General features: G+C 62.9%; 27 protein-coding genes and 1 tRNA gene. 13 read left to right on the top strand and 15 right to left on the bottom strand.

From position 1 onward, the window contains the following. Positions 1–34: 34 nt before the first annotated feature. Positions 35–898, bottom strand: coding sequence for a tRNA 2-thiocytidine(32) synthetase TtcA (gene ttcA, locus V8J83_RS15160; RefSeq protein WP_339987273.1), 864 nt, complete (start codon positions 896–898; stop codon positions 35–37). A 76-nt stretch (positions 899–974) separates the two neighbouring features. Here ttcA and V8J83_RS15155 point away from each other — a divergent pair, with 76 nt between their 5' ends. Continuing rightward, positions 975–1,505: a DUF3833 domain-containing protein gene (locus V8J83_RS15155; protein ID WP_339987272.1), complete on the top strand. Its 531-nt coding sequence runs from the start codon at positions 975–977 to the stop codon at positions 1,503–1,505. A gap of 72 nt (positions 1,506–1,577) precedes the next feature. Further along, the gene (locus V8J83_RS15150) at positions 1,578–2,465 is read left to right on the top strand and encodes an alpha/beta hydrolase (protein ID WP_339987271.1); all 888 of its coding nucleotides are present in this window, start codon (positions 1,578–1,580) and stop codon (positions 2,463–2,465) included. 8 nt (positions 2,466–2,473) lie between these two features. On the opposite strand, the gene yidD is transcribed toward V8J83_RS15150, so the two are convergent. The 4 genes from yidD to V8J83_RS15130 all read right to left on the bottom strand — a co-directional run bounded on the left by yidD (position 2,474) and on the right by V8J83_RS15130 (position 3,882). Next, complete coding sequence (yidD, locus tag V8J83_RS15145; RefSeq protein ID WP_339987270.1) at positions 2,474–2,695, bottom strand: membrane protein insertion efficiency factor YidD; 222 nt, start codon at positions 2,693–2,695, stop codon at positions 2,474–2,476. Continuing rightward, the gene (gene rnpA, locus V8J83_RS15140) at positions 2,692–3,075 is read right to left on the bottom strand and encodes a ribonuclease P protein component (protein ID WP_339987269.1); all 384 of its coding nucleotides are present in this window, start codon (positions 3,073–3,075) and stop codon (positions 2,692–2,694) included. The genes yidD and rnpA overlap by 4 nt, the downstream gene beginning before the upstream one ends. A gap of 22 nt (positions 3,076–3,097) precedes the next feature. Then, positions 3,098–3,235, bottom strand: coding sequence for a 50S ribosomal protein L34 (rpmH, locus tag V8J83_RS15135; protein WP_025311815.1), 138 nt, complete (start codon positions 3,233–3,235; stop codon positions 3,098–3,100). Positions 3,236–3,354: 119 nt separating this feature from the next. Then, positions 3,355–3,882 (bottom strand): 2-thiouracil desulfurase family protein, encoded by a 528-nt coding sequence (locus V8J83_RS15130; protein WP_339987268.1) that lies wholly within the window; start codon positions 3,880–3,882, stop codon positions 3,355–3,357. Between the two features lie 149 nt (positions 3,883–4,031). Here V8J83_RS15130 and V8J83_RS15125 point away from each other — a divergent pair, with 149 nt between their 5' ends. The 5 genes from V8J83_RS15125 to pcaF all read left to right on the top strand — a co-directional run bounded on the left by V8J83_RS15125 (position 4,032) and on the right by pcaF (position 9,057). After that, positions 4,032–4,766 (top strand): TVP38/TMEM64 family protein, encoded by a 735-nt coding sequence (locus V8J83_RS15125; protein ID WP_339987689.1) that lies wholly within the window; start codon positions 4,032–4,034, stop codon positions 4,764–4,766. Positions 4,767–4,770: 4 nt separating this feature from the next. Next, positions 4,771–6,189 carry a dihydrolipoyl dehydrogenase family protein gene (locus V8J83_RS15120; RefSeq protein ID WP_339987267.1) on the top strand — a complete coding sequence of 473 codons (1,419 nt, stop codon included), beginning with the start codon at positions 4,771–4,773 and terminating at the stop codon, positions 6,187–6,189. Between the two features lie 54 nt (positions 6,190–6,243). Continuing rightward, positions 6,244–7,629, top strand: a complete 1,386-nt coding sequence (locus V8J83_RS15115) for a sensor histidine kinase (protein ID WP_339987266.1) — start codon at positions 6,244–6,246, stop codon at positions 7,627–7,629. Between the two features lie 46 nt (positions 7,630–7,675). Then, positions 7,676–7,752: transfer RNA gene (locus V8J83_RS15110), tRNA-Arg, on the top strand. A 108-nt stretch (positions 7,753–7,860) separates the two neighbouring features. After that, a complete protein-coding gene (gene pcaF, locus V8J83_RS15105) occupies positions 7,861–9,057 on the top strand; it encodes a 3-oxoadipyl-CoA thiolase (protein ID WP_339987265.1) in 1,197 nt (398 codons plus the stop codon). Positions 9,058–9,226: 169 nt separating this feature from the next. On the opposite strand, the gene V8J83_RS15100 is transcribed toward pcaF, so the two are convergent. Continuing rightward, positions 9,227–10,177 carry a LysR family transcriptional regulator gene (locus tag V8J83_RS15100; RefSeq protein WP_339987264.1) on the bottom strand — a complete coding sequence of 317 codons (951 nt, stop codon included), beginning with the start codon at positions 10,175–10,177 and terminating at the stop codon, positions 9,227–9,229. Between the two features lie 109 nt (positions 10,178–10,286). On the opposite strand from V8J83_RS15100, the gene V8J83_RS15095 reads away from it, so the two are divergent. Then, positions 10,287–10,640: a hypothetical protein gene (locus V8J83_RS15095; protein WP_339987263.1), complete on the top strand. Its 354-nt coding sequence runs from the start codon at positions 10,287–10,289 to the stop codon at positions 10,638–10,640. Between the two features lie 137 nt (positions 10,641–10,777). On the opposite strand, the gene V8J83_RS15090 is transcribed toward V8J83_RS15095, so the two are convergent. From V8J83_RS15090 to paaI, 8 genes are all read right to left on the bottom strand, one after another. Beyond that, entirely contained in the window at positions 10,778–11,839 is a 1,062-nt protein-coding gene (locus tag V8J83_RS15090; protein ID WP_339987262.1) for a 2Fe-2S iron-sulfur cluster-binding protein, read from the bottom strand. Positions 11,840–11,851: 12 nt separating this feature from the next. Then, positions 11,852–12,313 carry a 1,2-phenylacetyl-CoA epoxidase subunit PaaD gene (gene paaD / locus V8J83_RS15085; RefSeq protein WP_439649797.1) on the bottom strand — a complete coding sequence of 154 codons (462 nt, stop codon included), beginning with the start codon at positions 12,311–12,313 and terminating at the stop codon, positions 11,852–11,854. After that, entirely contained in the window at positions 12,307–13,029 is a 723-nt protein-coding gene (gene paaC / locus V8J83_RS15080) for a 1,2-phenylacetyl-CoA epoxidase subunit PaaC (protein WP_439649796.1), read from the bottom strand. Before paaC ends, paaD begins: the two co-directional genes overlap by 7 nt. Before the next feature lie 35 nt (positions 13,030–13,064). Further along, complete coding sequence (gene paaB / locus V8J83_RS15075; protein WP_339987259.1) at positions 13,065–13,355, bottom strand: 1,2-phenylacetyl-CoA epoxidase subunit PaaB; 291 nt, start codon at positions 13,353–13,355, stop codon at positions 13,065–13,067. Next, entirely contained in the window at positions 13,352–13,807 is a 456-nt protein-coding gene (locus V8J83_RS15070; protein WP_339987258.1) for a DUF3291 domain-containing protein, read from the bottom strand. Before V8J83_RS15070 ends, paaB begins: the two co-directional genes overlap by 4 nt. Continuing rightward, on the bottom strand, positions 13,807–14,784 hold the full coding sequence (gene paaA / locus V8J83_RS15065; RefSeq protein ID WP_339987257.1) for a 1,2-phenylacetyl-CoA epoxidase subunit PaaA: 978 nt from the start codon (positions 14,782–14,784) through the stop codon (positions 13,807–13,809). Before paaA ends, V8J83_RS15070 begins: the two co-directional genes overlap by 1 nt. Positions 14,785–14,991: 207 nt before the next feature. Continuing rightward, entirely contained in the window at positions 14,992–16,305 is a 1,314-nt protein-coding gene (gene paaK, locus V8J83_RS15060) for a phenylacetate--CoA ligase PaaK (protein WP_339987256.1), read from the bottom strand. 3 nt (positions 16,306–16,308) lie between these two features. Then, positions 16,309–16,734: a hydroxyphenylacetyl-CoA thioesterase PaaI gene (paaI, locus tag V8J83_RS15055; RefSeq protein WP_339987255.1), complete on the bottom strand. Its 426-nt coding sequence runs from the start codon at positions 16,732–16,734 to the stop codon at positions 16,309–16,311. Between the two features lie 92 nt (positions 16,735–16,826). Between paaI and paaZ the strand changes: the two genes are divergently transcribed. Together paaZ and V8J83_RS15045 are read left to right on the top strand one after the other, a co-directional pair. Then, the gene (gene paaZ, locus V8J83_RS15050; RefSeq protein WP_339987254.1) at positions 16,827–18,839 is read left to right on the top strand and encodes a phenylacetic acid degradation bifunctional protein PaaZ; all 2,013 of its coding nucleotides are present in this window, start codon (positions 16,827–16,829) and stop codon (positions 18,837–18,839) included. Positions 18,840–18,844: 5 nt separating this feature from the next. After that, a complete protein-coding gene (locus tag V8J83_RS15045) occupies positions 18,845–19,624 on the top strand; it encodes a hypothetical protein (protein ID WP_339987253.1) in 780 nt (259 codons plus the stop codon). Here V8J83_RS15045 and V8J83_RS15040 read toward each other — a convergent pair. Further along, on the bottom strand, positions 19,609–20,088 hold the full coding sequence (locus tag V8J83_RS15040; protein ID WP_339987252.1) for a MarR family winged helix-turn-helix transcriptional regulator: 480 nt from the start codon (positions 20,086–20,088) through the stop codon (positions 19,609–19,611). The genes V8J83_RS15045 and V8J83_RS15040 overlap by 16 nt on opposite strands. A gap of 219 nt (positions 20,089–20,307) precedes the next feature. On the opposite strand from V8J83_RS15040, the gene V8J83_RS15035 reads away from it, so the two are divergent. The 3 genes from V8J83_RS15035 to V8J83_RS15025 are packed head-to-tail and all read left to right on the top strand — an operon-like array spanning position 20,308 to position 23,590. Further along, entirely contained in the window at positions 20,308–21,354 is a 1,047-nt protein-coding gene (locus tag V8J83_RS15035) for a TRAP transporter substrate-binding protein (RefSeq protein WP_339987251.1), read from the top strand. 53 nt (positions 21,355–21,407) lie between these two features. Beyond that, complete coding sequence (locus tag V8J83_RS15030) at positions 21,408–21,992, top strand: TRAP transporter small permease (RefSeq protein WP_339987250.1); 585 nt, start codon at positions 21,408–21,410, stop codon at positions 21,990–21,992. Positions 21,993–22,000: 8 nt separating this feature from the next. Then, entirely contained in the window at positions 22,001–23,590 is a 1,590-nt protein-coding gene (locus V8J83_RS15025; RefSeq protein ID WP_439649795.1) for a TRAP transporter large permease, read from the top strand. Positions 23,591–23,637 lie beyond the last annotated feature (47 nt).

Raw genomic sequence — 23,637 nt, 5'->3', positions numbered from 1 at the left:
TGTGCAGGCCTAGCGCGCGAAGGTTTCAGCGACGTTAAAGGCGCGGTACGCCGTCAGGATCAGGGCCACCGGACCGCGGCGAAAGGCCCTCGAAATTGAACAGATCAGGATCCAGAAGGTGCGACGGCCGCGCGTTCATCAGGGCCGAGAACATCTTGCCGCGCCGACCGGGGCTGCGCGTTTCCCATTCATCGAGCATCCCCTTGATTTGCTGACGTTGCAGCCCGTCTTGCGAGCCGCACAGGTCACAGGGAATGATCGGGTAGTTCATCGCCCGGGCGAACCGTTCGCAATCGGCTTCGGCGACATGGGCCAACGGGCGCAGCACCATTAGATCGCCCTCGTCATTGACGAGCTTCGGCGGCATGGTTGCGAGTTTTCCACCGTGAAACAGGTTGAGAAAGAAGGTCTCGAGAATGTCATCGCGGTGATGGCCAAGCACAACGGCGCAACACCCCTCCTCGCGTGCGATGCGGTAGAGATTGCCACGCCGCAACCGTGAGCACAAAGCACAATAGGTCCGGCCCGCAGGGACCTTGTCGACCACGATGGAATAGGTGTCCTGATACTCGATCCGGTGCGGCACACCCATGCGTTCGAGGAATTCCGGCAGCACGGTCGCAGGGAAGCCCGGCTGTCCCTGATCGAGGTTGCAGGCGAGGATGTCGACCGGCAGAAGCCCGCGCCATTGCAGCTCGGTCAGGACGGCGAGCAACGTATAGCTGTCCTTGCCGCCGGACAGGCAGACAAGCCAGCGGTCCTGTTTGCGCACCATGGCGTAGCGCTCGATCGCTTCACGGGTGTCGCGGATCAACCGCTTGCGCAGCTTCTTGAATTCCGTTGTTGCGGGGGCGCCGTGAAAGAGCGGATGAATGTCATCGGTATCTGAATCGAGCATGGATGCAGCTATGCGGCGGAGGTGGCCAGCGTCAAGGTGACTTGCCCCCTCGGCGCGCCGCATTAGGTGCCGGACCATGAAGATAAAGCGACTGTTTCTGATCCTTGGTCTGGTGGCACTTGCCGCCTGTGGCCGCCCGTCCCTGACCGATCCGCCGTTGAGCGATCGGGTGTTGCACCTTGAGGAGTTCTTTGACGGAAACCTGACCGCCCACGGGCAGTTTCAGGATGTCTTCGGCGAGGTGCGCCGGCGGTTTGTCGTCGAGATCGAAGGCAGCTGGGACGGCGAGACGCTGCGGCTGGTGGAAGATTTCGTCTATGAAGACGGATCAACGGAGCAACGGATCTGGACCCTGCGCCAGACCTCGCCCGATACGTGGCAGGGCACCGCCCCCGGCGTGATCGGCACCGCGACGGGACAGGAGCGCGGCGATGCGTTCAACTGGCAATACACCATCGATCTGCCGATCCCGGGCAACGAGACGCTGAGGGTGACGTTTGACGACTGGATGTGGCTGTTGACCGACGACCGTTTGCTGAACCGCGCCTACATGAGCCGGTTCGGGGTGCCGATTGGCGAAGTGATCATCACATTCGAGCGGCATTGAGGTTTTGGCGACGATTTTGGGAATGGATGGAGATGCGGTAGACTGAGCTTCTTTTTTAAGAGGAGTTTTTCGATGCATTTCTTTTTTACGCGCCGCCCGTTCAACGCCGCAAAGGGAACGTTTGGCAACGATGTCGCGCCGCATAGCAGTTATTTCGTTTTGAAGCATGAGGGCCGCAATGCGGTCACGCCGGTCGATCAGGCGATGTGGCTGGACATGTTGAAGCCGCAGATTGGTCCGCATGGCGTGGCGATTTTCGTTCACGGGTTCAACACCCCGGTCACGCGGATGTTGTGGTCGCTGCGCAAGCTGAAGGCCGGTTTGAAGGCGCATGGGTTCAAGGGCGACGTCGTTGGATTTGCATGGCCCACGGGGCAGGGCGGGCCGCTCAAGAAGTATATCGAGGATCACGACAAGGTGCGGCGCACGGCACGCTCTATCTATGACGATGGGGCGGAACCGATCCGTGAACTTCCGGGTCAGCAGAGGGTGCACGCGATTTGCCATTCCATGGGGGCTTATGCGTTGAAAACCTGTCTGAACGGGTTGGGCGGGCGGCCTTTCGATCGTATTTGTACCTTTGCCGGGGACGTGCGCCGGGATGGGTTCGTGCCCGGACAAGGATCGAGTGAATTGTTCGGCGCATGGTCGAGCCATTTCACAAATTACTACAATATCGAGGATGGTCCTCTTGGTCTGGCGGCGCTGATCAAGCGGGTCGGATCGCGGATTGGCAAGACGGGATTGCCGCACCCAACGGCGAACGGCTTCACGGATGTGGATTGCACCAGCCGTTATTGGGATTTCGTCAACAGTGGCATGACCTTAACCAACGCCAGTCACCGGTTCTACTTTGCCGATCAATCGTTCTTGAGGGATTTGTCGCTGACGCTGCAGGGCAAGCCATCGGACAAACGCGGCGTTGCCCCCAGCCCGCCGGATCATGCGTTGATCCCGTGAGATGCCGATCAATCCGGCACGTTGTCGATGCCCGAGCCGCCCCAGGGGTGGCAGCGGGCAATGCGGCGGGCGGCGAGCCATGTGCCTTTGATCGCGCCGTGTTTGCGCAGGGCCTCCATCGCATAGGTGGAGCAGGTTGGGTGGAAGCGGCAGTTGGAGCCGAGCCAGGGGCTGATCGCGGCGCGGTAGAGGCGGATCGGCAGCGAGATGACAAATGCCAGCGGGCTCATCCGTGCACCTTGCGCAGTGCGCGGACGAGGTCTGCCTGAAGCTCGGTAAAGGGGCGCGTTGCCGTGGCGTCGCGGCGGCCGATCAAAACGTAATCCCAGCCGGGCTTGCCATGGGTGGGCAGGATCGCCCGGGCGATCTCGCGCAGGCGGCGTTTGGCGCGGTTGCGGGCGACGGCATTGCCGACCTTCTTGGAGCAGGTGTAGCCGATGCGGATGCCGGTTTTCGTGTTGGCAAGCTCGTCAGGTGTGCGTTCGCGCGCCTGCAGCAGAAAAGCGGGGGCGGGCACGCGGCGGGCGGAGGCGGCACGCAGGAAATCGGCGCGTTTGCGCAGCGTTTCAACAGAAAAAGCCTCCGGCGAGGCAGCGCTCGGCGGAGGCATCACATCTGACATGTCAGGCCAATCAGGCGCTGAGCGACTTCCGGCCGCGAGCGCGGCGGGCGTTCAGGATCTTGCGGCCGGCTTTCGTGGCCATGCGCGCACGGAACCCGTGACGACGCTTGCGTACGAGGTTCGACGGCTGGAACGTGCGTTTGGACATGGGTCTCGCTCCGAAGTGTTGGGGCCGGAGGGCGCCGGATGCGGCCCTCGAACGGCGTGAAAACGTTTGAAGCCCCGCCAATAGGCAATGGTCGGGGCGGAGTCAACAAAGCACAGCGCTTAAGATGCGGAATTTTCCGCGTCTTCGAGGGCGCGGGCCAGGGCGCTGATCTGGTGCTGCGCAAAGACACGCACGCCCGCAGCCCGGAGGCGCGCAGCGACGACGCCTTCGCCAGCATGCGACTGGCCGTTGAAATCGCCGGAATAGACGCGGGTGGACCCGCAGGACGGGCTGCCATCGGTCAGAAGCGCAAAGCGACAGGAATGGTCCTGCGCGACCTGCAGGGCAAGGGCGGCACCGTTGATGAAATCGGCCGTCATATCCACGCCATCGCAATCATAGATCGACCGGCGCCCGCGCAGAACATCGTCGGCGGTGGCGCCTGGCGCAATCTCGGCAGGCGCGCGCGGGGTGGGCAGACCTGCGGCGATCTCGGGGCAGAGGCTGATCAATCGACCCTCGGCCCTCCAGGTGCTCAAGAGCACATCATCCAGCGTCTTGGCCCGTCCATCGTAGCGCACAGGCGCGCCCAGAAGGCAGGCACTGACCAGAATCTTTTCCACCTCGCCCCCCGGGAACTGAAACATCACATGCCGGGTTGTTACTGGAATGCGCCGAGAAGGTCACGAAAACCCAGCTTCGCGTCACGGGCCATCACTGCCGCGTGAGGAGGGATATCGCCGTTGCGTGCAATGTCGCATCAAGCGTGCAACTCATGGGACAAGGAACCATCGACATGTCGGACAGCGTGCCACAAATGCAAATCTCGGGACTTGGCCGCTATGTGCCGCTTGTTGCTGTGCTTATTGGCGCGGGCGTGGGGTATTACTTCTTCCGCGATTACCTGAGCTTTCAGGCATTGGCCGACAATCGCGAGGCGCTGATCGCCTTCCGCGATGCGAATTACCTGCTGACGGTTGGTATTTTTGTGGTGGCCTATGCGCTGATCGTGGCCTTCTCGCTTCCGGGCGCGACGATTGCGACACTGACCGGTGGTTTCCTGTTCGCGACATTCCCCGGCGCGCTTTACAACATCACCGGCGCCACGATCGGTGCAACGGCGATTTTTCTTGCGGCCCAGACCAGTTTCGGCGCCCGGATCGGCGCGCGGCTGGAAGGTTCGGAAGGCATCACCAAGCGGTTCAAGGATGCGATTGACGAGAACCAGTGGTCCGCCCTGTTCCTTTTGCGCCTTGTGCCTGCGGTGCCGTTCTTTGTGGCCAATGTCTTGCCCGCGTTGTTCGAGGTGCCGCTGCGCCGCTACATGATCACCACGTTTCTGGGTATCATGCCCGGTGCGGTGGTCTATACATCCGTAGGGGCAGGTCTTGGCGACGTGTTCGCACGCGGTGAGACGCCCAACCTCGGCATCATTTTCGAGCCGCATGTGCTTTTGCCGATCCTTGGCCTGTGTGCGTTGGCCGCTCTGCCCGTCGCGCTGAAAGCCATCCGCGGCAAGAAAGGGGTTTGATCCCATGGCCGCGATTGAAACGGACATCTGCGTCATTGGCGCCGGCTCTGGCGGGCTATCCGTTGCTGCGGGCGCGGTCCAGATGGGCGCCAAGGTTGTGCTTCTGGAAGGCCACAAAATGGGCGGTGATTGCCTGAACTACGGCTGCGTTCCGTCAAAGGCGCTGCTGGCGGCCGGGCACAAGGCCCATGAAACCGAACAGGCCGCGTTCGGCGTCGCGGGTCACCCTTCGGCTGCCGACTACGCCGCCGCGAAGGACCATGTGCATGGCGTGATCGCCGAGATTGCGCCGGCCGACAGTCAGGACCGTTTCGAGGGCCTCGGGGTCCATGTGATCCGCGAGTTCGGGCGGTTTATCTCTGAGACCGAGGTTCAAGCGGGCGACGACACCATCACGGCGCGTCGCTTTGTGATAGCCACCGGATCGCGCCCGTTTGTGCCGCCCATCCCCGGCCTGGACGGTGTGCCGCACCACACCAACGAGACGATTTTCGATCTGCGTGAGCGTCCTGGGCATCTGATCGTGATCGGCGGCGGCCCCATCGGGCTTGAAATGGCGCAAGCGCATCAACGACTGGGCAGTCAGGTAACCGTGCTGGAAGGCGACAAGGCGATGGGCAAGGATGACCCGGAGGCCGCAGCCATCGTTCTTGAGACCCTGCGCGCCGAGGGCATTGCGATTGTCGAAGGTGCCAAGGCCAGCCAGATCAGCGGCACCGAGGGCGCGATCAAGGTCGAAACCGAAGATGGGCAGAGCTTCGAGGGCACGCATCTTCTGGTGGCGGTCGGTCGGCAGGTGAATGTCGACAAGCTGGACCTCGAAAAGGCGAAGGTCGATTACGATCGGCGCGGCGTCACGGTCGATGCGGGCCTGCGGTCCACCAACAAGCGGGTCTATGCCGTGGGCGACGTGGCCGGAGGATATCAGTTCACCCATGTCGCGGGCTACCATGCCGGTGTGATCATCCGCCCGATGTTGTTTGGCCTGCCCGCAAAGGCGCGCACTGATCACATCCCCTGGGCCACGTATACCGCGCCCGAAATTGCACAGGTCGGCCAGACCGAAGCGCAGGCCAAGGCGCAGCACGGCGACAAGGTGTTCGTGGCAAAGGCGGAATTCCACCACAACGATCGCGGCATCGCCACGGGCCAGACCCGGGGCTTTGCGAAGGTCATGGTGGTCAAGGGCAAGCCCGTCGGCGCAACGATTGTTGGACCACAGGCCGGTGAATTGATCCAAATCTGGTCGCTTGCCATCGCCAGCAAGATGAAGATGAGTGCGGTGGCGGGCATGATTGCGCCCTACCCGACGCTCGGAGAGATTAACAAACGCGTCGCGAGCGCTTATTTCTCCCCCAAGTTGTTCGAAAGCAAGACGGTCAAGACGGTCGTGCGGTTCGTACAGAAGTTTGGTCGCCCCTGATCGGGGGCGGTCGGCGCATAACAGGACCACAGGGTCCATCTTGGGGGGCGGCGTTTGGCCAACTCACTGTCAGGTCGGTTTCTGATCCTCACCATCATCTTCGTGATGCTGGCCGAGATTTTCATTTTCGTGCCGTCCATTGCGCGATTCCGGGAGGATTATCTTCTCGCGCGTCTGGAGCGGGCGCAGATTGCGTCGCTGGCGTTGCTGGCGACCGACGGCATGATCGATGACGATCTGGAAGCGGAGCTTCTGGAAAATGCCGAGGTTCTCAACGTCGTGCTGCGGCGCGATGCCGTGCGCCAGTTGATCCTGTCGACCGATCAGATGGAGCCGGTGTCCGGCAGTTTTGATTTGCGTGATGCCCCGGCGTGGGACCTGATCCGCGATGCCACGAAGCGGCTTCTGGAGCGCGAGGATCAGAATATTCGCGTCATCGGGGAGCCGGTGCGCGAGGCTGGTCTGTTGATCGAAGTGACGATGGAAACCGCGCCGATGCGCATGGCGATGATCGACTACGGGCGGCGCATCCTGGTGCTGTCGGCGGCGATTTCGGTGTTCACGGCGCTATTGTTGTTTGTGGCGGTGCGCATCCTGATGGTGAACCCGATCAAGCGCGTTGTCGGATCAATGATGAGTTATGCCGAAGCCCCCGATGACGCGGGGCGAATCATACAGCCGCGCGGCTCGGTGAGGGAGTTGCGCAATGCCGAAGAGGCGTTGCACGGGATGCAGACGCAGTTGACCTCGCTGCTGCGGCAACGCGAGCGTCTGGCGCAACTGGGCGAGGCGGTCGCGAAGATCAGCCATGACCTGCGCAACATGTTGTCGGTGGCGACGCTTGTGGCCGACCGGCTTGAGACGGTGCCCGACCCGACGGTGCAGCGCATCGCGCCGAAGCTGATCAATTCGCTCAACCGCGCGATCAACCTGACGGAGGCGACGCTGGCGTTTGGTCGCGCCGAAGAGCCCGCGCCCAAGCTCGACCGGGTGCCGTTGGAGCCGCTGGTGGATGATGTGCTCGACAACGACAACCTTGCGCAAGGCGACGGCGATGTGAGCTACATGGCAGATGTGCCGCGCGACATCGTCGTCCGCGCCGATGGCGAGCAGCTGCACCGCGTGCTGTCGAACCTTGTGCGCAACGCGCGACAGGCCATCGCCGCGACGCATCAGCCCGGCGAAGTGCGCATTTCGGCCCATGCGATGGACAAGGGTTGGTGTATCGAGATCTGCGATACCGGTCCGGGCCTGCCGCAAAAGGCGCGCGAGAACCTGTTCAAACCGTTTTCCTCGGCCCAGAAAGCGGGCGGGACCGGCCTTGGGCTGGCGATCTGTTCGGAAATCGTGCGCGGCCATGGCGGTAAGCTGGACCTGAAGAAAAGCGACGCGGATGGCACAACCTTCACCCTGTTCCTGCCCGGTGGGATGACCGCCTGATTGCCCCTTGCACTGCTCTTGTGCGGGGGTTAAACGACCGCATCGTGCGCTGGTAGCTCAGTTGGATAGAGTACTTGACTACGAATCAAGGGGTCGGGGGTTCGAATCCTCCCCAGCGCGCCATTCCTCCTTCCAAACGCTTTGATGTCCAGCTGGTCATGCGCGGGTCCATTCTGCGTTTCCTCGTTGATTGAGCCCTGTTAGCGTGACGTGAAGCGAGGGGAGACGTTCATGCCGGAAGCATTCATCTGCGATTACATACGTACACCGATCGGCCGGTTCGGCGGGGCGCTGGCCTCGGTCCGGGCGGATGATCTGGGGGCGGTTGCATTGCGCGCATTGAGGACGCGCAACGCGGGCGTGGATTGGGAGGCCGTTGAAGATGTCTGGTTGGGCTGCGCCAATCAGGCGGGCGAGGACAATCGGAATGTGGCGCGGATGTCGGCGCTTCTGGCGGGGCTGCCGGAGGGCGTGCCGGGCACGACGATCAACCGGCTTTGCGGGTCTGGCATGGACGCGGTGATCGCGGCCGCGCGCGCGGTGAAGGCGGGCGAGGCGGAGATGATGATCGCGGGCGGAGTCGAGTCGATGTCGCGGGCACCGTTCGTGATGCCGAAGGCCGAAGCGGCGTTTTCGCGCAAGGCGGAAATCTTCGACACGACGATCGGCTGGCGCTTTGTGAATCCGGTGATGAAGGCGCAATACGGAATCGATTCCATGCCCGAGACGGCGGAGAATGTGGCCGAGGATTACGGCGTGTCGCGCGCCGATCAGGATGCCTTCGCGCTACGCTCGCAGGAGAAGGCGGCGGGCGCGGGGGACCGGTTGGCGCAGGAGATCACGCCGGTGTCGATCCCGCAGCGCAAGGGCGAGGATGTGGTGGTCTCGGCGGACGAGCATCCGCGGGCGACGACATTGGAGAAACTGGCCGGATTGCGCGCGCCGTTTCGCGATGGCGGCAGCGTGACGGCGGGCAATGCGAGCGGGGTGAACGACGGGGCGGCGGCGTTGATCGTGGCCTCAGAAGCGGCGGCGGTGAAGCATGGGCTAACCCCGATCGCGCGCGTTCTTGGCGGGGCGGTTGCGGGCGTGCCACCTCGGATCATGGGGATGGGGCCATCGCCTGCGTCGAGCAAGCTGATGGCGCGGCTGGGGCTGGGCATCGAGGAGTTTGACGTGATCGAGTTGAACGAGGCCTTCGCGGCGCAGGGGCTGGCGGTTTTGCGGGAGCTGGGTGTGGCGGATGACGACCCGCGGGTGAATCCGAATGGGGGCGCGATTGCGCTGGGCCATCCGTTGGGGATGAGCGGCGCGCGGATCACCGGTACAGCGGCGTTGGAGATGAAACTGCGGGGCGGAAAACGGGCGCTGGCCACGATGTGTATCGGCGTGGGCCAGGGCATCGCGGTGGCGTTGGAGGCGGTTTGAGGGGGGGCAGTGCACGCGTGCACAGGCCGTGCCTCAAGCATAGAATTAAATAAAATCAACGGTTTAGAGCTCATAACATTTCTATGATTGTAGAAATGTCCGGTTCATCATATGGCCATATTCAGTCTCGACGCGTTGCCCATGAGAAAGCGCATTTCGAACTCGATCTTCACCCGACCGCGTCGCCGTTGGGAAAGAACAATTGCATCTCTGCATTTGCGGCATCGAATGTCCGCGCGCCTTGACGCACAGCCGTCAGGAACCATTGATATTCCGACGTATCCTGCACGCCATCGCGACAAACCAGCCAGAAGCGCGAATAGGGGGCGATTGCGGTGTTGAATGGTGTAACGAGCGTACCGGATTTGAGCTGCTCAGCTGCAAGAAACGAGCCGCCGATGGCGACATGACCGGTGGCCACTGCGGTTTCGATGGCGCTGGCCGTGTCTGTGCAACTGATGGTGTAGGAAGCGGGCGCATCGAGCCCGCTGACGCGGTGCCATGCGTTCCACATCGTGTCGCGGCGATCGGCATCGACTTTGTATTCGACGTCAATCAATCCCTGTTTGTGCAGGTCAGCAGGGGTGCGCACGAAGCGGGCGACATCCGCGCGCATAAGGGGGGTGAACCATGTCCGCAGGAGAGGTTCCCAATGCAAATCGCCCTCGGGCTCGCGCGCCCATCGCAAGCCCATGTCAAAATCGCTGTTGGAGAGATCGCGGTTCTGTTTGCTGAGATCCCATGAGATGCGGATATCGGGTCGCTGGTCCTTGGCTTGGGTCAGTGCGGGTATCACCCAGCTGTGCACGGCCTTGGCCGGACCACTCACCTTTAGGACAGTTTCAGTGAGCGGTTCGTGCGCCTCGTCCCACGCGGTTTGCAGGGTTTCAAACACCGGTCCGAGGCGTTTTTGGAGAAGCTGGCCCTTGTCGGTCAACTCGACGGCTCGGTGTTTGCGGGTGAACAGCGCGCCGCCCAATTCCTGTTCCAACTGCTTGATTTGAAAGCCGACGGCTGCGGGTGTTACGAAAAGCTCATCGGCGGCGCGGGCGAAACTCAGATGTCGTGCCGCGGCCTCGAACGTGCGCAGTGAGGTGAGCGATGGCAGGCGTCGGTTCATTTGACACAAGGTGAACTTGCCCAAGTGGGAAAGCAATCTCGTTTGTCACAGGGGTGGTTGAGCCGCAGGTTTTGTTCATCGAAACCCGGAAGATGCGAAGGAACACCCCATGAAACACTCCCTGATGGCCGCCGCCGCCCTTGCAACGATGATCGCGGCCCCAGCCGCCGCCGAACAATTCGCCGTGCGGATCGACGAGGCCTATCAAGATGCAAACCCGCGATTGATGCAGACGCTCCATGTCACACTTTTGGAGCGCTTCACCGAAAACGGAGCGCATTATGTGGTGATCGATGCGCCGGGAGTGGCCTATGTCGAGGCGTTCATTCTGGCAATCAACCGCGATGCCGTTGCGTTGAGCGTGTTGGCAGCGGATTGGACGAACCCCACGATGCAGCATCTTTCCCCGGCGCAAAGGCTTGGGTTTTTGCAAGCCATCGAATGCGAGTTTTGCGTGAGCTAAGCCGGTTGAGTGATTTTGGTCTGGCCTTTGAGTGGCGCACGTGACGGTTGTGACCTCTTCCGGTCAAGCGACGACCCAAGGCCGATCTGAAAGGCGAAACGCTGCCCCTGTGAGGGTGGCGTTTCGTTTGTCGGGGACTAGTGATCCACGTATTCGACGGTGATTTTGTCGGAGGTTGGCACGGCCTGACAGCTGAGCACCACGCCGCGGGCGACTTCGTAGTCTTCCAGCGCGTGGTTGGTGAGCATGTCGGCTTCGCCTTCGCGGATGGTGCACATGCAGGTGGAGCAGACCCCGGCGCGGCAAGCGTAGGGCGCATCAAGGCCCGCGCGCAGGGCGGCGGCGAGGAGGGTTTCGCCGGGGGCCACGTCGATCTCTTGCGCGGTGCCGTCGAGGATCACGGTGGCCCGGGTGCCCTTGGCAGTGTCATCGGGCGTGGCGCGTTGCGGGAGCTGGCCGGGCTGCGCGCTGGCGAACAGTTCGTATTTGATCGCGTCTTTGGCCATGCCGTGGGCGTGCAGTCGGTCGGCGATGGTCTCCATCGCAGGTTCCGGCCCGCAGATGAAGGCGGCGTCGGCGCGGGCGACGGGAACCCATGTTTTGAACATGGCGTCGAGTTTTTCGGCGTCGATGCGGCCGGTGAAAAGGTCGATGCCTTGCGGGTCGTTCTTGAGGATATGGACGATGTTCAGGCGCGTGAGGTGTTCGTTTTTGAGGTCTTCGAGTTCCTCGCGGAACATCACGTCACGCGCGGCGCGGTTGGCGTAGATCAGCGTGAAGCGGGAGTGCGGCTCGACCGCAAGGACCGAACGCAGGATCGACAGGATTGGCGTGATCCCGGAGCCGATGGCAAAGCCCAGGTAATGTTTGGCGTTGTCGGGCGCGAGCGGCGTGTGGAAGGCCCCCATCGGCGAGAGCGCATCGATCGTATCGCCGGGTTTGAGATGGGCATGGGCCCAGGTGGAAAACGCGCCGCCTTTGACCCGTTTGATGCCGACCTCAATGGTTTCGTCGGTGACACCGGCGGAGATGGAATAGGCGCGACGGATTTCGGTGCCATCGATGGTCGTGCGGAAGGTGAGGTATTGGCCCTGCGTGAACGGCAGGGTGGAGCCGTCGGCGGGCGCGAGGCGCAGGGCGATGGCGTCAGGCGTGGTGCGGTGGACCGAGGTCACTTTGAGGGGGATGAACTTGGCCACGGGGGCGTATCCTTAGATGCACTTGAAATAGTCGAAGGGTTCCAGGCAATCGCGGCATTGCCATTGCGCCTTGCAGGGGGTGGAGCCGAATTGGCTGATGCGTTTGACGTTGGTGGATTGGCAGCGCGGGCAACGGGTGGGGCCGCCTGCGGGGTTGGGGGGGGCGATGCCATAGGCTTCAAGCTTGGCGCGGCCTTTGTCGGACAGCCATTCGGTGGTCCAGGGCGGCGCGATCTGGCGCTTGAGGGTGACATTGTCGAGGCCATGGTCGCGGAGCGCCTGTTCGACGCTGATCTCGATGACGGAGGTGGCGGGGCAGCCGGAATAAGTGGGCGTCAGGGTAACTTCCAGCGTCTCGCCCTTCCATCGCACATCGCGGATGATGCCCAGGTCGACCACTGAGATCACCGGGATTTCCGGGTCGGGGACCGCATCGAGCCAACCCCAGATCTGCTCGGTGGCGGGCGTCACCAGGTCGCGTCCGGGTGGCTGCGGGGCAGGCTTTGCATTACAGCCAGAAGGTGGCCCAGATGTTCGGAATGGCGCGCGCCCGTGCGTCCGCCTTTGTGGAAGAAACGGCTTTCGGGTGGGGTGAGCTTTGCCTCGGCAAAGACGCGCCCGGCCTGGGTGTCGAAGAGCTCGCGCCAACTCGCAGGATCACAGGCGATGCCTTCGGCAACCACGGCGTGATCCGCGGCGTCGGGATCGAAGAGCTCGCCCACATACGGGTAGAGCAGACCCAGCGCGGCCTGCATGCGGGCGTGGCTTTCTTCTGTCCCGTCGCCAAGCCCAATCACCAGCTCGGCCGAACGTTCAACATGATAGAGGGCTTCCTTTTCGGCCTTGGCAGCGATGGCGGCGATCTGGTCATGGGCGGAATGCCTTAGATCGCCAAGCGCGATCAGGTGCCATTGGTCGAACAGAAACTGCCGCATGATCGTTTGGCCAAAGTCGCCGTTGGGCTGCTGCACCAGCAGGCAGCAGCGGAAATCGTAGGCGTCACGGAAATAGGCGAGATCATCGGCGGAGCGGCCCGCGTCTTCGACTTCCCCGGCGAGGCCAAGCCACATCTGTGTCTGCCCGATCAGATCGAGCGCGGTATTGGCGAGCGCGATGTCTTCCTCCAACACCGGTCCCTTGCCACACCATTCCGACAGGCGATGGCCAAGGATCAGGGCGTTGTCACCCATCCGCAGCAGGAATTCGAAAAGCGGATCAGGCTGGCTCACATCGGGCCCACGTCTTTGGGGATGTCGAAGAAGGTCGGGTGCCGGTAGGTCTTGTCCTCCGCCGGGTCATACATCGGGCCCTTCTTGGACGGGCTGGAGGCGGCGATTTGCGCCGACGGTACAGCCCAGATCGAGACGCCTTCCTTGCGGCGGGTATAGACGTCGCGCGCATGCTTGATCGCCATTTCCGCATCGGGCGCGTGGAGTGATCCGACATGGCGGTGCGAGGCGCCGTGTTGTCCGCGGATGAAGATTTCCCAAAGGGGCCATTCTTGTTGGTCGGTCATTGTGCGGCCTCCATAACCTTGGCCCGGAACGGTAGCGGGGCCACATAGTCCCAACCGAACGCATCATCCGATGCGCCATGCTTGGCGAGATGTTCGAGCCGATCCAATGCCATGGCCAGACTGGGCTGTGTTCCAAGCGCGACCCACCACATCGCCACACCTATCCCGTCAAGGACCTCGAACCACGCATGGCGTTTGTCGAAGAAGCGGCGGTGCAAAGTGCCGAACACGAAACGATCAAGCTGTTTGATCGTTTCCCACACAGAGATCGTCGCAATCATCTGCGTGTCCCCCTGTATCGGATCGGAGGTTTCGGCCTCGTTACGCCAGACAAACCCATCGGCGCGCTCGGCGAGAGCGTTGATGCGCGCGATATTGTCCGCAAATTCGGCCACACGAGGATCGTCAATATCGTGCTTTAGGCGGGCAATGTTGATCTCGGCGAGATGCATCACTCCGCCGCCATTTGCGCCGCAGCTTTCTTGGCCGCGTGCGCCATAAGCCCCTCGCGCACCCATTGGCCGTCGTCCCAGGCCTTCCGGCGCGTGGCGATCCGTTCCACTGAGCAGGGGCCGTTGCCTTTGAGGACCTCGAAGAATTCGTCCCAATCGGGCTCGGCGAAATCGTAGCCGCCCTTTTCTTCGTTCCACGCGAGCGTCTCGTCCGGCACGGTGAGGCCCAGATATTCCGCCTGCGGCACGGTCTGATCGACGAATTTCTGGCGCAGCTCGTCATTGGTGTTCATCTTGATCTTCCACGCCATGCTCTGCGCGGAATGGGTGCTTTCGGCATCGGACGGCCCGAACATCATCAGCGCCGGGAACCAGAACCGGTTCAAGGCGTCCTGCGCCATGCGTTTCTGCGCGGCGGTGCCTGCGCACATCTTCATCATGATGTCGAAGCCCTGCCGCTGGTGAAAGGACTCCTCTTTGCAGATGCGGATCATCGCGCGGGCATAGGGGCCGAACGACGTCCGCTGCAGCGGCACCTGGTTCATGATCGCGGCCCCGTCCACAAGCCAACCGACCGCGCCCATATCGGCCCAGGTCAGCGTGGGATAGGCGAAGATCGACGAATATTTCATCCGCCCATCGAGAAGCATTTCCGTCATCTCATCGCGGCTCACGCCAAGCGTTTCAGCGGCACAATAGAGGTAGAGGCCATGGCCGGCCTCATCCTGCACCTTGGCCAGAAGGATCGCCTTGCGCTCAAGGCTCGGCGCGCGGGTGATCCAGTTGCCCTCGGGCAATTGGCCGACAATCTCGGAATGCGCATGCTGCCCGATCTGTCGGATCAGGGTCTTGCGATAACCCTCCGGCATCCAGTCCTTGGGCTCGATCTTGTCGCCCGCATCGATGCGGGCCTGAAACGCGTCAAGCTGCGCGGGATCGTCCTGCGTCGCTTCGGATTTGATCATTTGAGCATACATGGCGGACCTCCCGTTCGCGCGCCGATGATATCAAGACTGCCCCATCGCGTCCAACAAAATGTTACACCTCGACCCAGTATCGCAAAAAACGGTAACGTGACGCGCCCTGACTTCCATTGGTCAAAGATACCTCGGTGTGGGTCTGGGGTGTGGGTCTGGGGGAGGCATCGCCCTCCCCAGCGGCCTGCGACTTGGCGCAGACGTCGTTCACTCGCGCTTACCGCGATTGTCTACAACGCGCCGCGCCTTGCCCTGACTGCGTTCGACAGAGCCCGGGTCGGCCACGATCACCTCCGCAGTGACGCCCACCACTTCCTTGATGCGATGGGCCAGCGTTGCGGCCTGCACGGCCTGGGCTTCGCCGTCGGCGCTGCCCGGCAGGCTTTCGACATGGATCTTCATCGCATCCATGCGCCCGTCTTTCACCAGCTCGATCTGATAATAGGGCGCGAGCTCGTCGATGGTCAGAACCTGCTCTTCGACTTGGCTCGGGAAGACGTTCACGCCGCGCAGAATGATCATGTCGTCGGAGCGCCCGGTGATCTTTTCCATCCGCCGCATCGACCGCGCGGTGCCGGGCAGAAGCCGGGTCAGGTCGCGCGTGCGGTAGCGGATGATCGGGAGGCCCTCCTTGGTTAGCGTGGTGAAGACCAGTTCGCCCATCTCGCCATCGGGCAGAACCTCGCCCGTTTGGGGGTCGATGATCTCGGGATAGAAATGGTCTTCCCAGATATGTAGCCCGTCCTTGGTTTCCACGCATTCGTTGGCGACGCCCGGCCCCATCACCTCCGACAGGCCATAGATATCGACGGCATGCATGTCGAAGGCGGCTTCGACTTCGGCGCGCATTTTGTTGGTCCAGGGCTCCGCGCCGAAGATGCCGACCTCCAGGCTGCTGGAGCGCGGATCGAGGCCCTGGCGGTGATATTCCTCCAGAATATTGAGCATGTAGGACGGTGTGACCATGATCGTGGTCGGTTGAAAATCTTCTATAAGAGTGACCTGTCGTGCGGTCATGCCTCCGGAGACGGGCACGATGGTACACCCCAAGGCCTCGCCTCCGTAATGCGCGCCAAGCCCGCCGGTGAACAGGCCATAGCCATAGGCGTTGTGGATCATGTCGCCAGGCTTCGTGCCGGAGGCGCGCATCGAGCGGGCGACCATGTTGCCCCACATCGCCAGATCGGCCTTGGTGTAGCCGACGACAGTGGGCTTGCCGGTCGTGCCCGACGAGGCATGGATGCGCGCGATCTGTTCGCGGGGGACGGCGAAGAGGCCGAAGGGGTAATTGTCGCGCAGGTCGGATTTCACGGTGAACGGAAACTTCGCAAGGTCCGAAAGGCTGTGCAGATCGTCGGGATGTACGCCGTGGGCGTCGAATTGCGCGCGGTAGAACGGGACGTTGTCGTAGGCATGCTTCAACGACCATTTCATTCGCTCAAGCTGGAGCGCCATGATTGCGTCGTGGGAGGCGATTTCGATCGGGTCGAGCGTGTCCCGGGGCGGGGTGAGGTCGCGCATATCCTAGTCCTCGAAGATGGGATGGCCGAGCGCGCGGGAGGCGCCGCGGAACTGGGCGATGATGTCGCCCGATTGGTTGGTGACGGTCACGTCGGTGATGCCTGAGCGGCCTTTGAGCGTGGTCTCGGTCGCCGTGGCGGTGAGCGTATCGCCGAGGCGGACCGGGGCAAGGAAGCTAATCGTGTTGTGCTGTGCGACGGTGGCGACGTTGCGGGAATTGCAGGCGAAGGCAAAGGCGCTGTCGGCCAGCATGAAGGTGATGCCACCGTGGCCGATGCCATGGCCGTTGCAATGATCTTCGCGGATCTCGAGGGTCAGGACGGCGTGGCCTTCATCCACCGCGGCGATCTCCATGCCGACCCAGGCCGAGGCGCGGTCGCCCGCCCACATGGCGGCGGCGCTTTTTTCCGCGCGCTCTTTCGGCGTCATCTGTCCCTCCCGGATGTGGCCTTGAACACAGGCCTTGCGTCAGCCTGCCGCATCTCGCAAAGTGTTACAAGATTTTTCGGGAGGGGGAAATCATGCAACGTATTGGCAGCTTCGCAAAAGGTGCGTGGATCGCGGCCGGGCCGGGTGCGCGACCGATTGCCGATGCGTCCACGGGCGAGATCATCGCCGAGGCGGGCAATGAGACGCTCGATGTGGCGGGCATGGTGGACTATGCGCGCGAGGTCGGAGGACCGGCTTTGCGCGCTATGGATTTCCACGACCGGGCGCGGATGCTCAAGGCGCTGGCGCTGCATCTGAGCGAGCACAAGCAGGCGCTTTATGACCTGTCGTTCACGACCGGCGCGACGCTGCGGGACCATGCGTTTGACATCGACGGTGGCATCGGGACGCTGTTTGTGTTCGCGTCCAAAGGGCGGCGCGAGATGCCGGAGGGCCATGTCCTGATCGACGGGCCATGGGAGCCCTTGGGCAAGACGGGCGCGTTCGGGGGGCAACATATCTACACGCCGCGATTGGGTGTGGCATTCCATATCAATGCGTTCAATTTCCCGGTCTGGGGCATGTTGGAAAAGATCGCCCCGGCGTTCCTGGCGGGTGTGCCCTCCATCGTGAAACCGGCGACGGCGACGGCGCATGTGACGGAGCTGTGCGTGCGTCTGATGCTGGAGGCGGGGGTGCTGCCCGACGGCGCGTTGCAATTGGTGACAGGCGGCGTTGGCGACGGGCTTAACGCGCTCGGGCCGCAGGATGCGGTGACGTTCACGGGCTCTGCGGCGACCGCGGCGACGGTGGGCGATGGATTGCCGCGCGGAGTGCCGTTCACGGCAGAGCAGGATTCGCTGAACACGAGCATTCTGGGGCCGGATGTGACGGTGGAAAGCCCGGAATTCGACATTGCGACGCAGGAAATCCTGCGCGAAATGACGACGAAGGCGGGGCAGAAATGCACCGCGATCCGGCGGGTGATGGTGCCCGAAAGCCTGCTTCAACCTCTGGCGGACCGTCTTTCGGCGGAGCTTGGCAAGGTCGTGGTGGGTGATCCGAGGGCGGATGGCGTCCGGATGGGGTCGGTCGTGTCGTTGAGCCAGCGGCGGGACGTGTTGGAGAAGGCCGGGGTGATTGCCGGAGAGGCGGAGTTGGTCTTCGGCGGGCAGGAGGGGTTTGCGCCGCGCGGAGACATGGAAAAGGGCGCGTTCGTCGCGCCGCATCTGTTCGTCTGCAGCGACCCGGATGCCGCGCGGAGCCTACACGAGACGGAGGCCTTCGGGCCGGTCAGCACGCTGATGCCGTATCGCGATCTGGGTCATGCCTGCGACTTGGCCAATCGGGGCGAGGGGTCGCTTGTGGCCTCGCTCATCACCCATTCGGGCCATGTGGCGCGCGAGGTCGTGACCGGCATTGGAGCGTGGCATGGGCGGGTTTACGTGAACAATCGCGACAGCGCGAAGGAGGCCACGGGCCACGGCGCGCCGATGCCGCATCTGACCCATGGCGGGCCGGGGCGCGCGGGCGGCGGCGAAGAGCTTGGCGGGATCCGCGCGGTGAAGCATTACATGCAGCGCGTCGCGGTGCAGGGCTCGCCCGACATCCTGTCTGCGGTTACGGGGCGGTTTGTTCCGGGGGCGTCGAAGGTCGAAAGTGGCACGCATCCGTTCCAGATGCGGTTCGGAGAGCTGGAGATCGGACGGACGCTCACCACCGAGGCACGGGAGATCACGCTCGACGATATCGAGCACTTTGCGCATTTCACAGGCGACACGTTTTACGCGCATATGGACGAGGCGGCGGCCAAGCGGAACCCGTTTTTCCCGGGGCGCGTGGCCCATGGCTATCTGATCTTGAGCTTTGCGGCAGGTTTGTTTGTGGAGCCGAGCGAAGGGCCGGTTCTGGCAAATACCGGGTTGGACGGTTTGCGGTTCTTGAAGCCGGTTTCGCCGGGTGATGCGATCAAGGTGCATTTGACGGTGCTGGATCGAAAGTCGCGGACTGCGGATTATGGAGAGGTCCGGTGGCACGCCGATGTGCGCAATCAGGATGACGAGGCGGTGGCGGAATACGAGCTTCTGACGATGGTGGCGAAGTGAGCGTCGTGGCGCTTCATCCCGGTGATCCGGTGGCGGATCTGGCGGCGGCGTTGTCGGAGGCGAGCCCCCTGAAGCTCTGGTCGGTGATCGTGTCCTGCCTGGGCGATTGCGCGCAGGCCGGCGAGGCGGAGGTGTCGGGCCGTGTGCTGTCGGCAATGGTCGAGCGGATCGGTTTGCAGCCACAGGCGATGCGCGTGGCGTTGCACCGGCTCAAGCGGGACGGATGGGTGGACAGCCGCCGCGAAGGGCGGGTTGGGTTCCACCGGTTGACCGAAAGCGGACAGGTGCAAAGCCGCGCGGTGGCCGGGCGCATCTATGGCCCGGCGGTCGCGGGCGGGCCATGTCGGTTGGTGGGCTTCCCGCCGGATGCGCCCGACGCGCTTTCACTGTTGCCCGAGGCGCTCTCGGCGGTTCCGATCTCGCGCAGCTTTGCGCTGGTGTGCGGGCCGGAGGACGAGGTGCCGGACGACTGGCTGGTGGCCTTGCCGGAGGCGCGGGGCTGGCCCGCCTGGGTGCGGGATGTGTTGGATGAGGCCGCATGTGAGGCGGCGTTCACCGCGCTGTCGAATGCGTTGCCGTCGCACAGTCTTTTGCCGCAGAACCAGTTGGATCGCTTCGCGCTGCGGGTTCTGGTGCTGCATGGGTGGCGACGACTGGTGTTGCGGTCGAACCCGGCGGCGGAGGCAGCTTTGGGCTCCGACCGGGCCGAGGCGAGATGCCGGGCGCAGGTGGCCCGCTTGTTGGACACGCTTGGTCCCGTGCACTCCGATCAGGCGCTGTCTTGAGCGGGGTCCGGCATCACCAACGGCGCGCGGGCACTGGCGTTGCCGATCGTGGCGACCTTGGTGGCGAGACGAATGAATTCAGAGCGCTCGGCCTCGGTCAGGCCGGGCAGGATATCCACCTGGAGCGCGCGCACCTCGGGCACCAGCGCGGCCAGCATGTCGGCCCCGGCCGACGTGAGATCAAGCACCATCGCGCGGCGGTCGCTGGCATTGCGGCGACGGGTCAGAAGGCCCTTGGCTTCAAGTCGTTCAACCACGCCGCCGATGGTGGGGCGGTCATGGGCGATGCGGCCCGCCAGCGTTGCCTGGTCGATGCCGGGCGATTCCGACAGGACGGCCAGGGTGGCGAATTGCGGCGCGGTCAAATCATGGCCAAGCGCCTTCATACGGTCGGTGAACACGCTGATCGAGATTTGTTGCAAACGCCGTATCAGATGGCCGGGCATCGTGTAGATTTCAGACATGGCGTGATTCTACCGGCTCGGACGCAGAGCGCCAAGCACGATGATAAGCGCGCTTTCCTTTTGCGGGAGAAGCGACAAAAGATAGGGCAGATCAATCGAATATGGTGACAGACGCAGATAGTTATGCATCATACCTAATTATCAGGACCGCGGTGTAACCGGGGCCGACCAAGACGCAGGCCAACCTGCGCGGACATCAACCTTAAGGGAGGACGATACATGAAAACCAAAACCCTAATGACGGCATTGGGCGGCGTTGCGGCTGGCGCGATGGCGGCCAGCGGTGCGTTTGCGCAGGCGGAAGTCACGCTGAAGCTGCATCAATTCCTGCCAGCGCAGGCGAATGTGCCCGCGCTGGTTCTGGATGTCTGGGCCGATCAAGTGGAGGAAGCTTCGGGCGGGCGCATCGAGATCGAGCGCTATCCGTCGATGCAGTTGGGCGGTACCCCGCCAGAGCTGATGGACCAGGCGATTGACGGCGTGGCCGACATCGTGTGGACGGTTGTGGGCTATACGCCGGGCCGGTTCCCGTCGACGGAAGTCTTCGAGCTGCCGTTCATGGTTGCCGATGCGCGGGCCGCGTCCTGTGCCTATTGGACGATGTATGAAGAGGGCATGCAGGAGCAGTTCAGTGACGTTCACCTGCTTGGCACCTGGGTCCATGGGCCGGGGATGTTCCACACCGCAGATCCGGTCGAGACGCCTGAAGATTTGCAGGGCATGCAGATCCGGGGCGGTTCGCGGCTTGTGAACCAGCTGCTTGAGCTGACGGGTGCGACGCCAGTTGGCATGCCCGTGCCTGCGGTGCCTGAGGGTTTGTCGCGCGGCACGATCGACGGCACGACAATCCCGTGGGAGGTCACCGCCGCGCTGCGCGTGCCGGAACTGGTCGAGAACCACACCGGGTTCGAGGGCAACGGGCTTTATACGCTGACCTTCGTGCTGGCGATGAACAACGACGCCTACAACAACATGCCGGAAGATCTGCAGCAGATCCTCGACGAGAACTCGGGGCTGGAGTTCTCGATCTTCGCCGGCGGCACGCAGGCGGATGCCGACGGCCCGGCGCGCGAGCTGGCCGTGGAGGCGGGCAACAACATCATCATGATCGATGAGGCCACGGCCCAAGAGGTCTGGATGCCGGTTGTCGAGCCGATCTACCAAAGCTGGATCGAGGATGTCTCGGGCAGCGGGTTGGACGGTCAGGCCCTGATCGACCGCGCGCGGGAGCTGATGTCGGGCGATTGCGCCGGCGCTGGCCAGTAAGGCAAACGGAGGGGCCGCGACATCACGCGGCCCCTTCTTTCTAAGGGACACACATGTACCGCGCGCTTTTGCTATTGTCGCGCCTGATGGCGATCCTTGGCGGGATCATGCTGTCGGTGCTTATCCTTCTGACGGTCTTTGCGATCCTTGGGCGGCTGGTGGACCGGCTGTTTCACTGGATGGTCGAGGCCGAGGTCATGGCCGGGCTTGGCCAATGGATGATCGACGCGGGCGTGGGTCCGATTCTTGGCACATTCGAATTGATCGAGGCCGGCGTGGCCTTTGTGATCTTTGCCTTCCTGCCGATCTGCCAGATCACCGGCGGGCATGCGACGGTGGATGTGTTCACCTCGGGGATGTCGCTGCGCGCCAACCGGGTGCTGCGCGGCGTGACGGAGGTGGTTTTCGCCGGAGTCATGGTGTTGATCGCAACGCAGCTGTTCGGCGGGTTGTTGACCAAGTTCAACTCCGGCCAGACGACGTTGGAGCTGCAATTGCCGGTTTGGTATTCCTACGCCATCGGCTTTGTCGGCGCGGCGCTGACGTCTGTCGTTGCGGTTTATCTTGCGGTTGTGCGCGTCGTTGAAATGGTATCGGGCCGCATGATCCTGCCCCCTGATCTGGGGGCGGAACATTGACCGACCAAATGATCGGGATCTTGTCGTTTCCCTTCCTTCTGACGCTGATTTTCCTGCGGGTGCCGATTGGCCTGTCGATGTTCTTCACCGGCCTTGTCGGCCTGATCATGGTGACGGGCGACACGCAGGTGCCGTTCGGACGGCTCAAGTCCGAGACATTCACAACCTTTTCCAGCTACTCGCTGACGATCATCCCGATGTTCCTGTTGATGGGGCATTTCGCGACGCTTGGTGGCATGTCGCAGGCCCTGTTCAAGGCGGCGGAGGGGTTTTTGGGCCATCGCAAGGGCGGTGTGGCCATGGCCGCCGTGGGTGCCTGCGCGGGGTTCGGGGCGATTTGCGGAAGCTCGCTGGCGACGGCGGCCACGATGGGGCGTGTGGCCCTGCCGGAGCTGCGCCGCTATGGCTATGACGGCGGGTTCTCGACCGCGGCACTTGCGGCGGGGGGCACGTTGGGCATCCTCATTCCGCCGTCCATCGTGCTGGTGATCTACGCAATCCTGACCGAACAGAACATTGCCAAGCTGTTCCTTGCGGCCTTCATCCCCGGCATCATCGCGGCGTTGGGATATATCATCGCGATCCGGGTTTACGTGGCGCTTAACCCCGAAAGCGCAGGGGTCGGGCCGCGCATTCCGTGGGGCGAGCGGATGGTGGCGATGGCCAAGATCTGGCCCGTGCTTCTGGTTTTCGCCGCAGTGGTCGGCGGCATCTACGCGGGGTGGTTCACGCCGACCGAAGGCGCGGCCGTGGGTGCGCTTGGCACCGGGTTGATCGCCTGGGCCAACGGCGGGCTAGGCATGAAATCCCTCGGGGAGAGTTTTCTGGTGGTGGGCCGGTCCACGGCGATGATCTTTTTCATCATCCTCGGCGCGGCGTTCTACAACGGGTTCCTGGCGCTGACCCAGGTGCCGCAGGGCATCGCGGAATGGGTCGGCAGCAGTGGTTTCAGCCCCTACACCGTGCTGATCCTGATCCTGATCTTCTACCTGATCCTGGGCTGTTTCATGGACAGCCTGTCGATGATCCTTCTGACCATCCCGATCTTCTGGCCGGTGATGCAGGGGCTCGATTTCGGGTTTGTGACGATGGCCGAATTGCATGCCGACCGTGCGATGGAGGCGTTGCTTGCGGTGCCGGATCTGACGCGAGACAGCATCGACGCGCTTTTGGCCGCTTACCGCGAGGGGGCGCAGCTCAGCCTTGCGCAGACGGTGCAATTCGACACGATCCAGGCGCATTTCGGGGCCGACATCGTGCCGCTCGACGGGGCGCTGCGGGCCCTGGCCGATGGAGCGGAGATGACCCGCGATCAAACCCGCGCGCTGGAACTGCGGCGGGTCAACCAAGGTGCGCTCAATCGTATCAACACAGAAATGGTTGCGATCTGGTTCGGGATCCTCGTGCTGATCGTGGTGGAGGTCGGGTTGATCACTCCGCCGGTGGGGATGAACCTGTTCATCATCAACGCAATGGAGAAGACGACGAAGATGACGGCGACCTACCGCGCGGTGTTGTATTTCATCGCCTCGGACCTGCTGCGGGTGGTTCTCCTCGTGGCGTTCCCGGTGATCACGCTGGTGTTCATCACGTGGTGAGACTCGAAGATAGTTATGTAGTATAACGATATCAATCTGGATGCGGA

The organism is Gymnodinialimonas ulvae (genome assembly GCF_037543845.1).
In the GTDB taxonomy this organism is placed as follows: domain Bacteria; phylum Pseudomonadota; class Alphaproteobacteria; order Rhodobacterales; family Rhodobacteraceae; genus Gymnodinialimonas; species Gymnodinialimonas ulvae.
The sequence above is the reverse complement of the archived record's forward strand: the minus strand, read 5'-3'. Positions and strand labels throughout refer to the sequence as shown.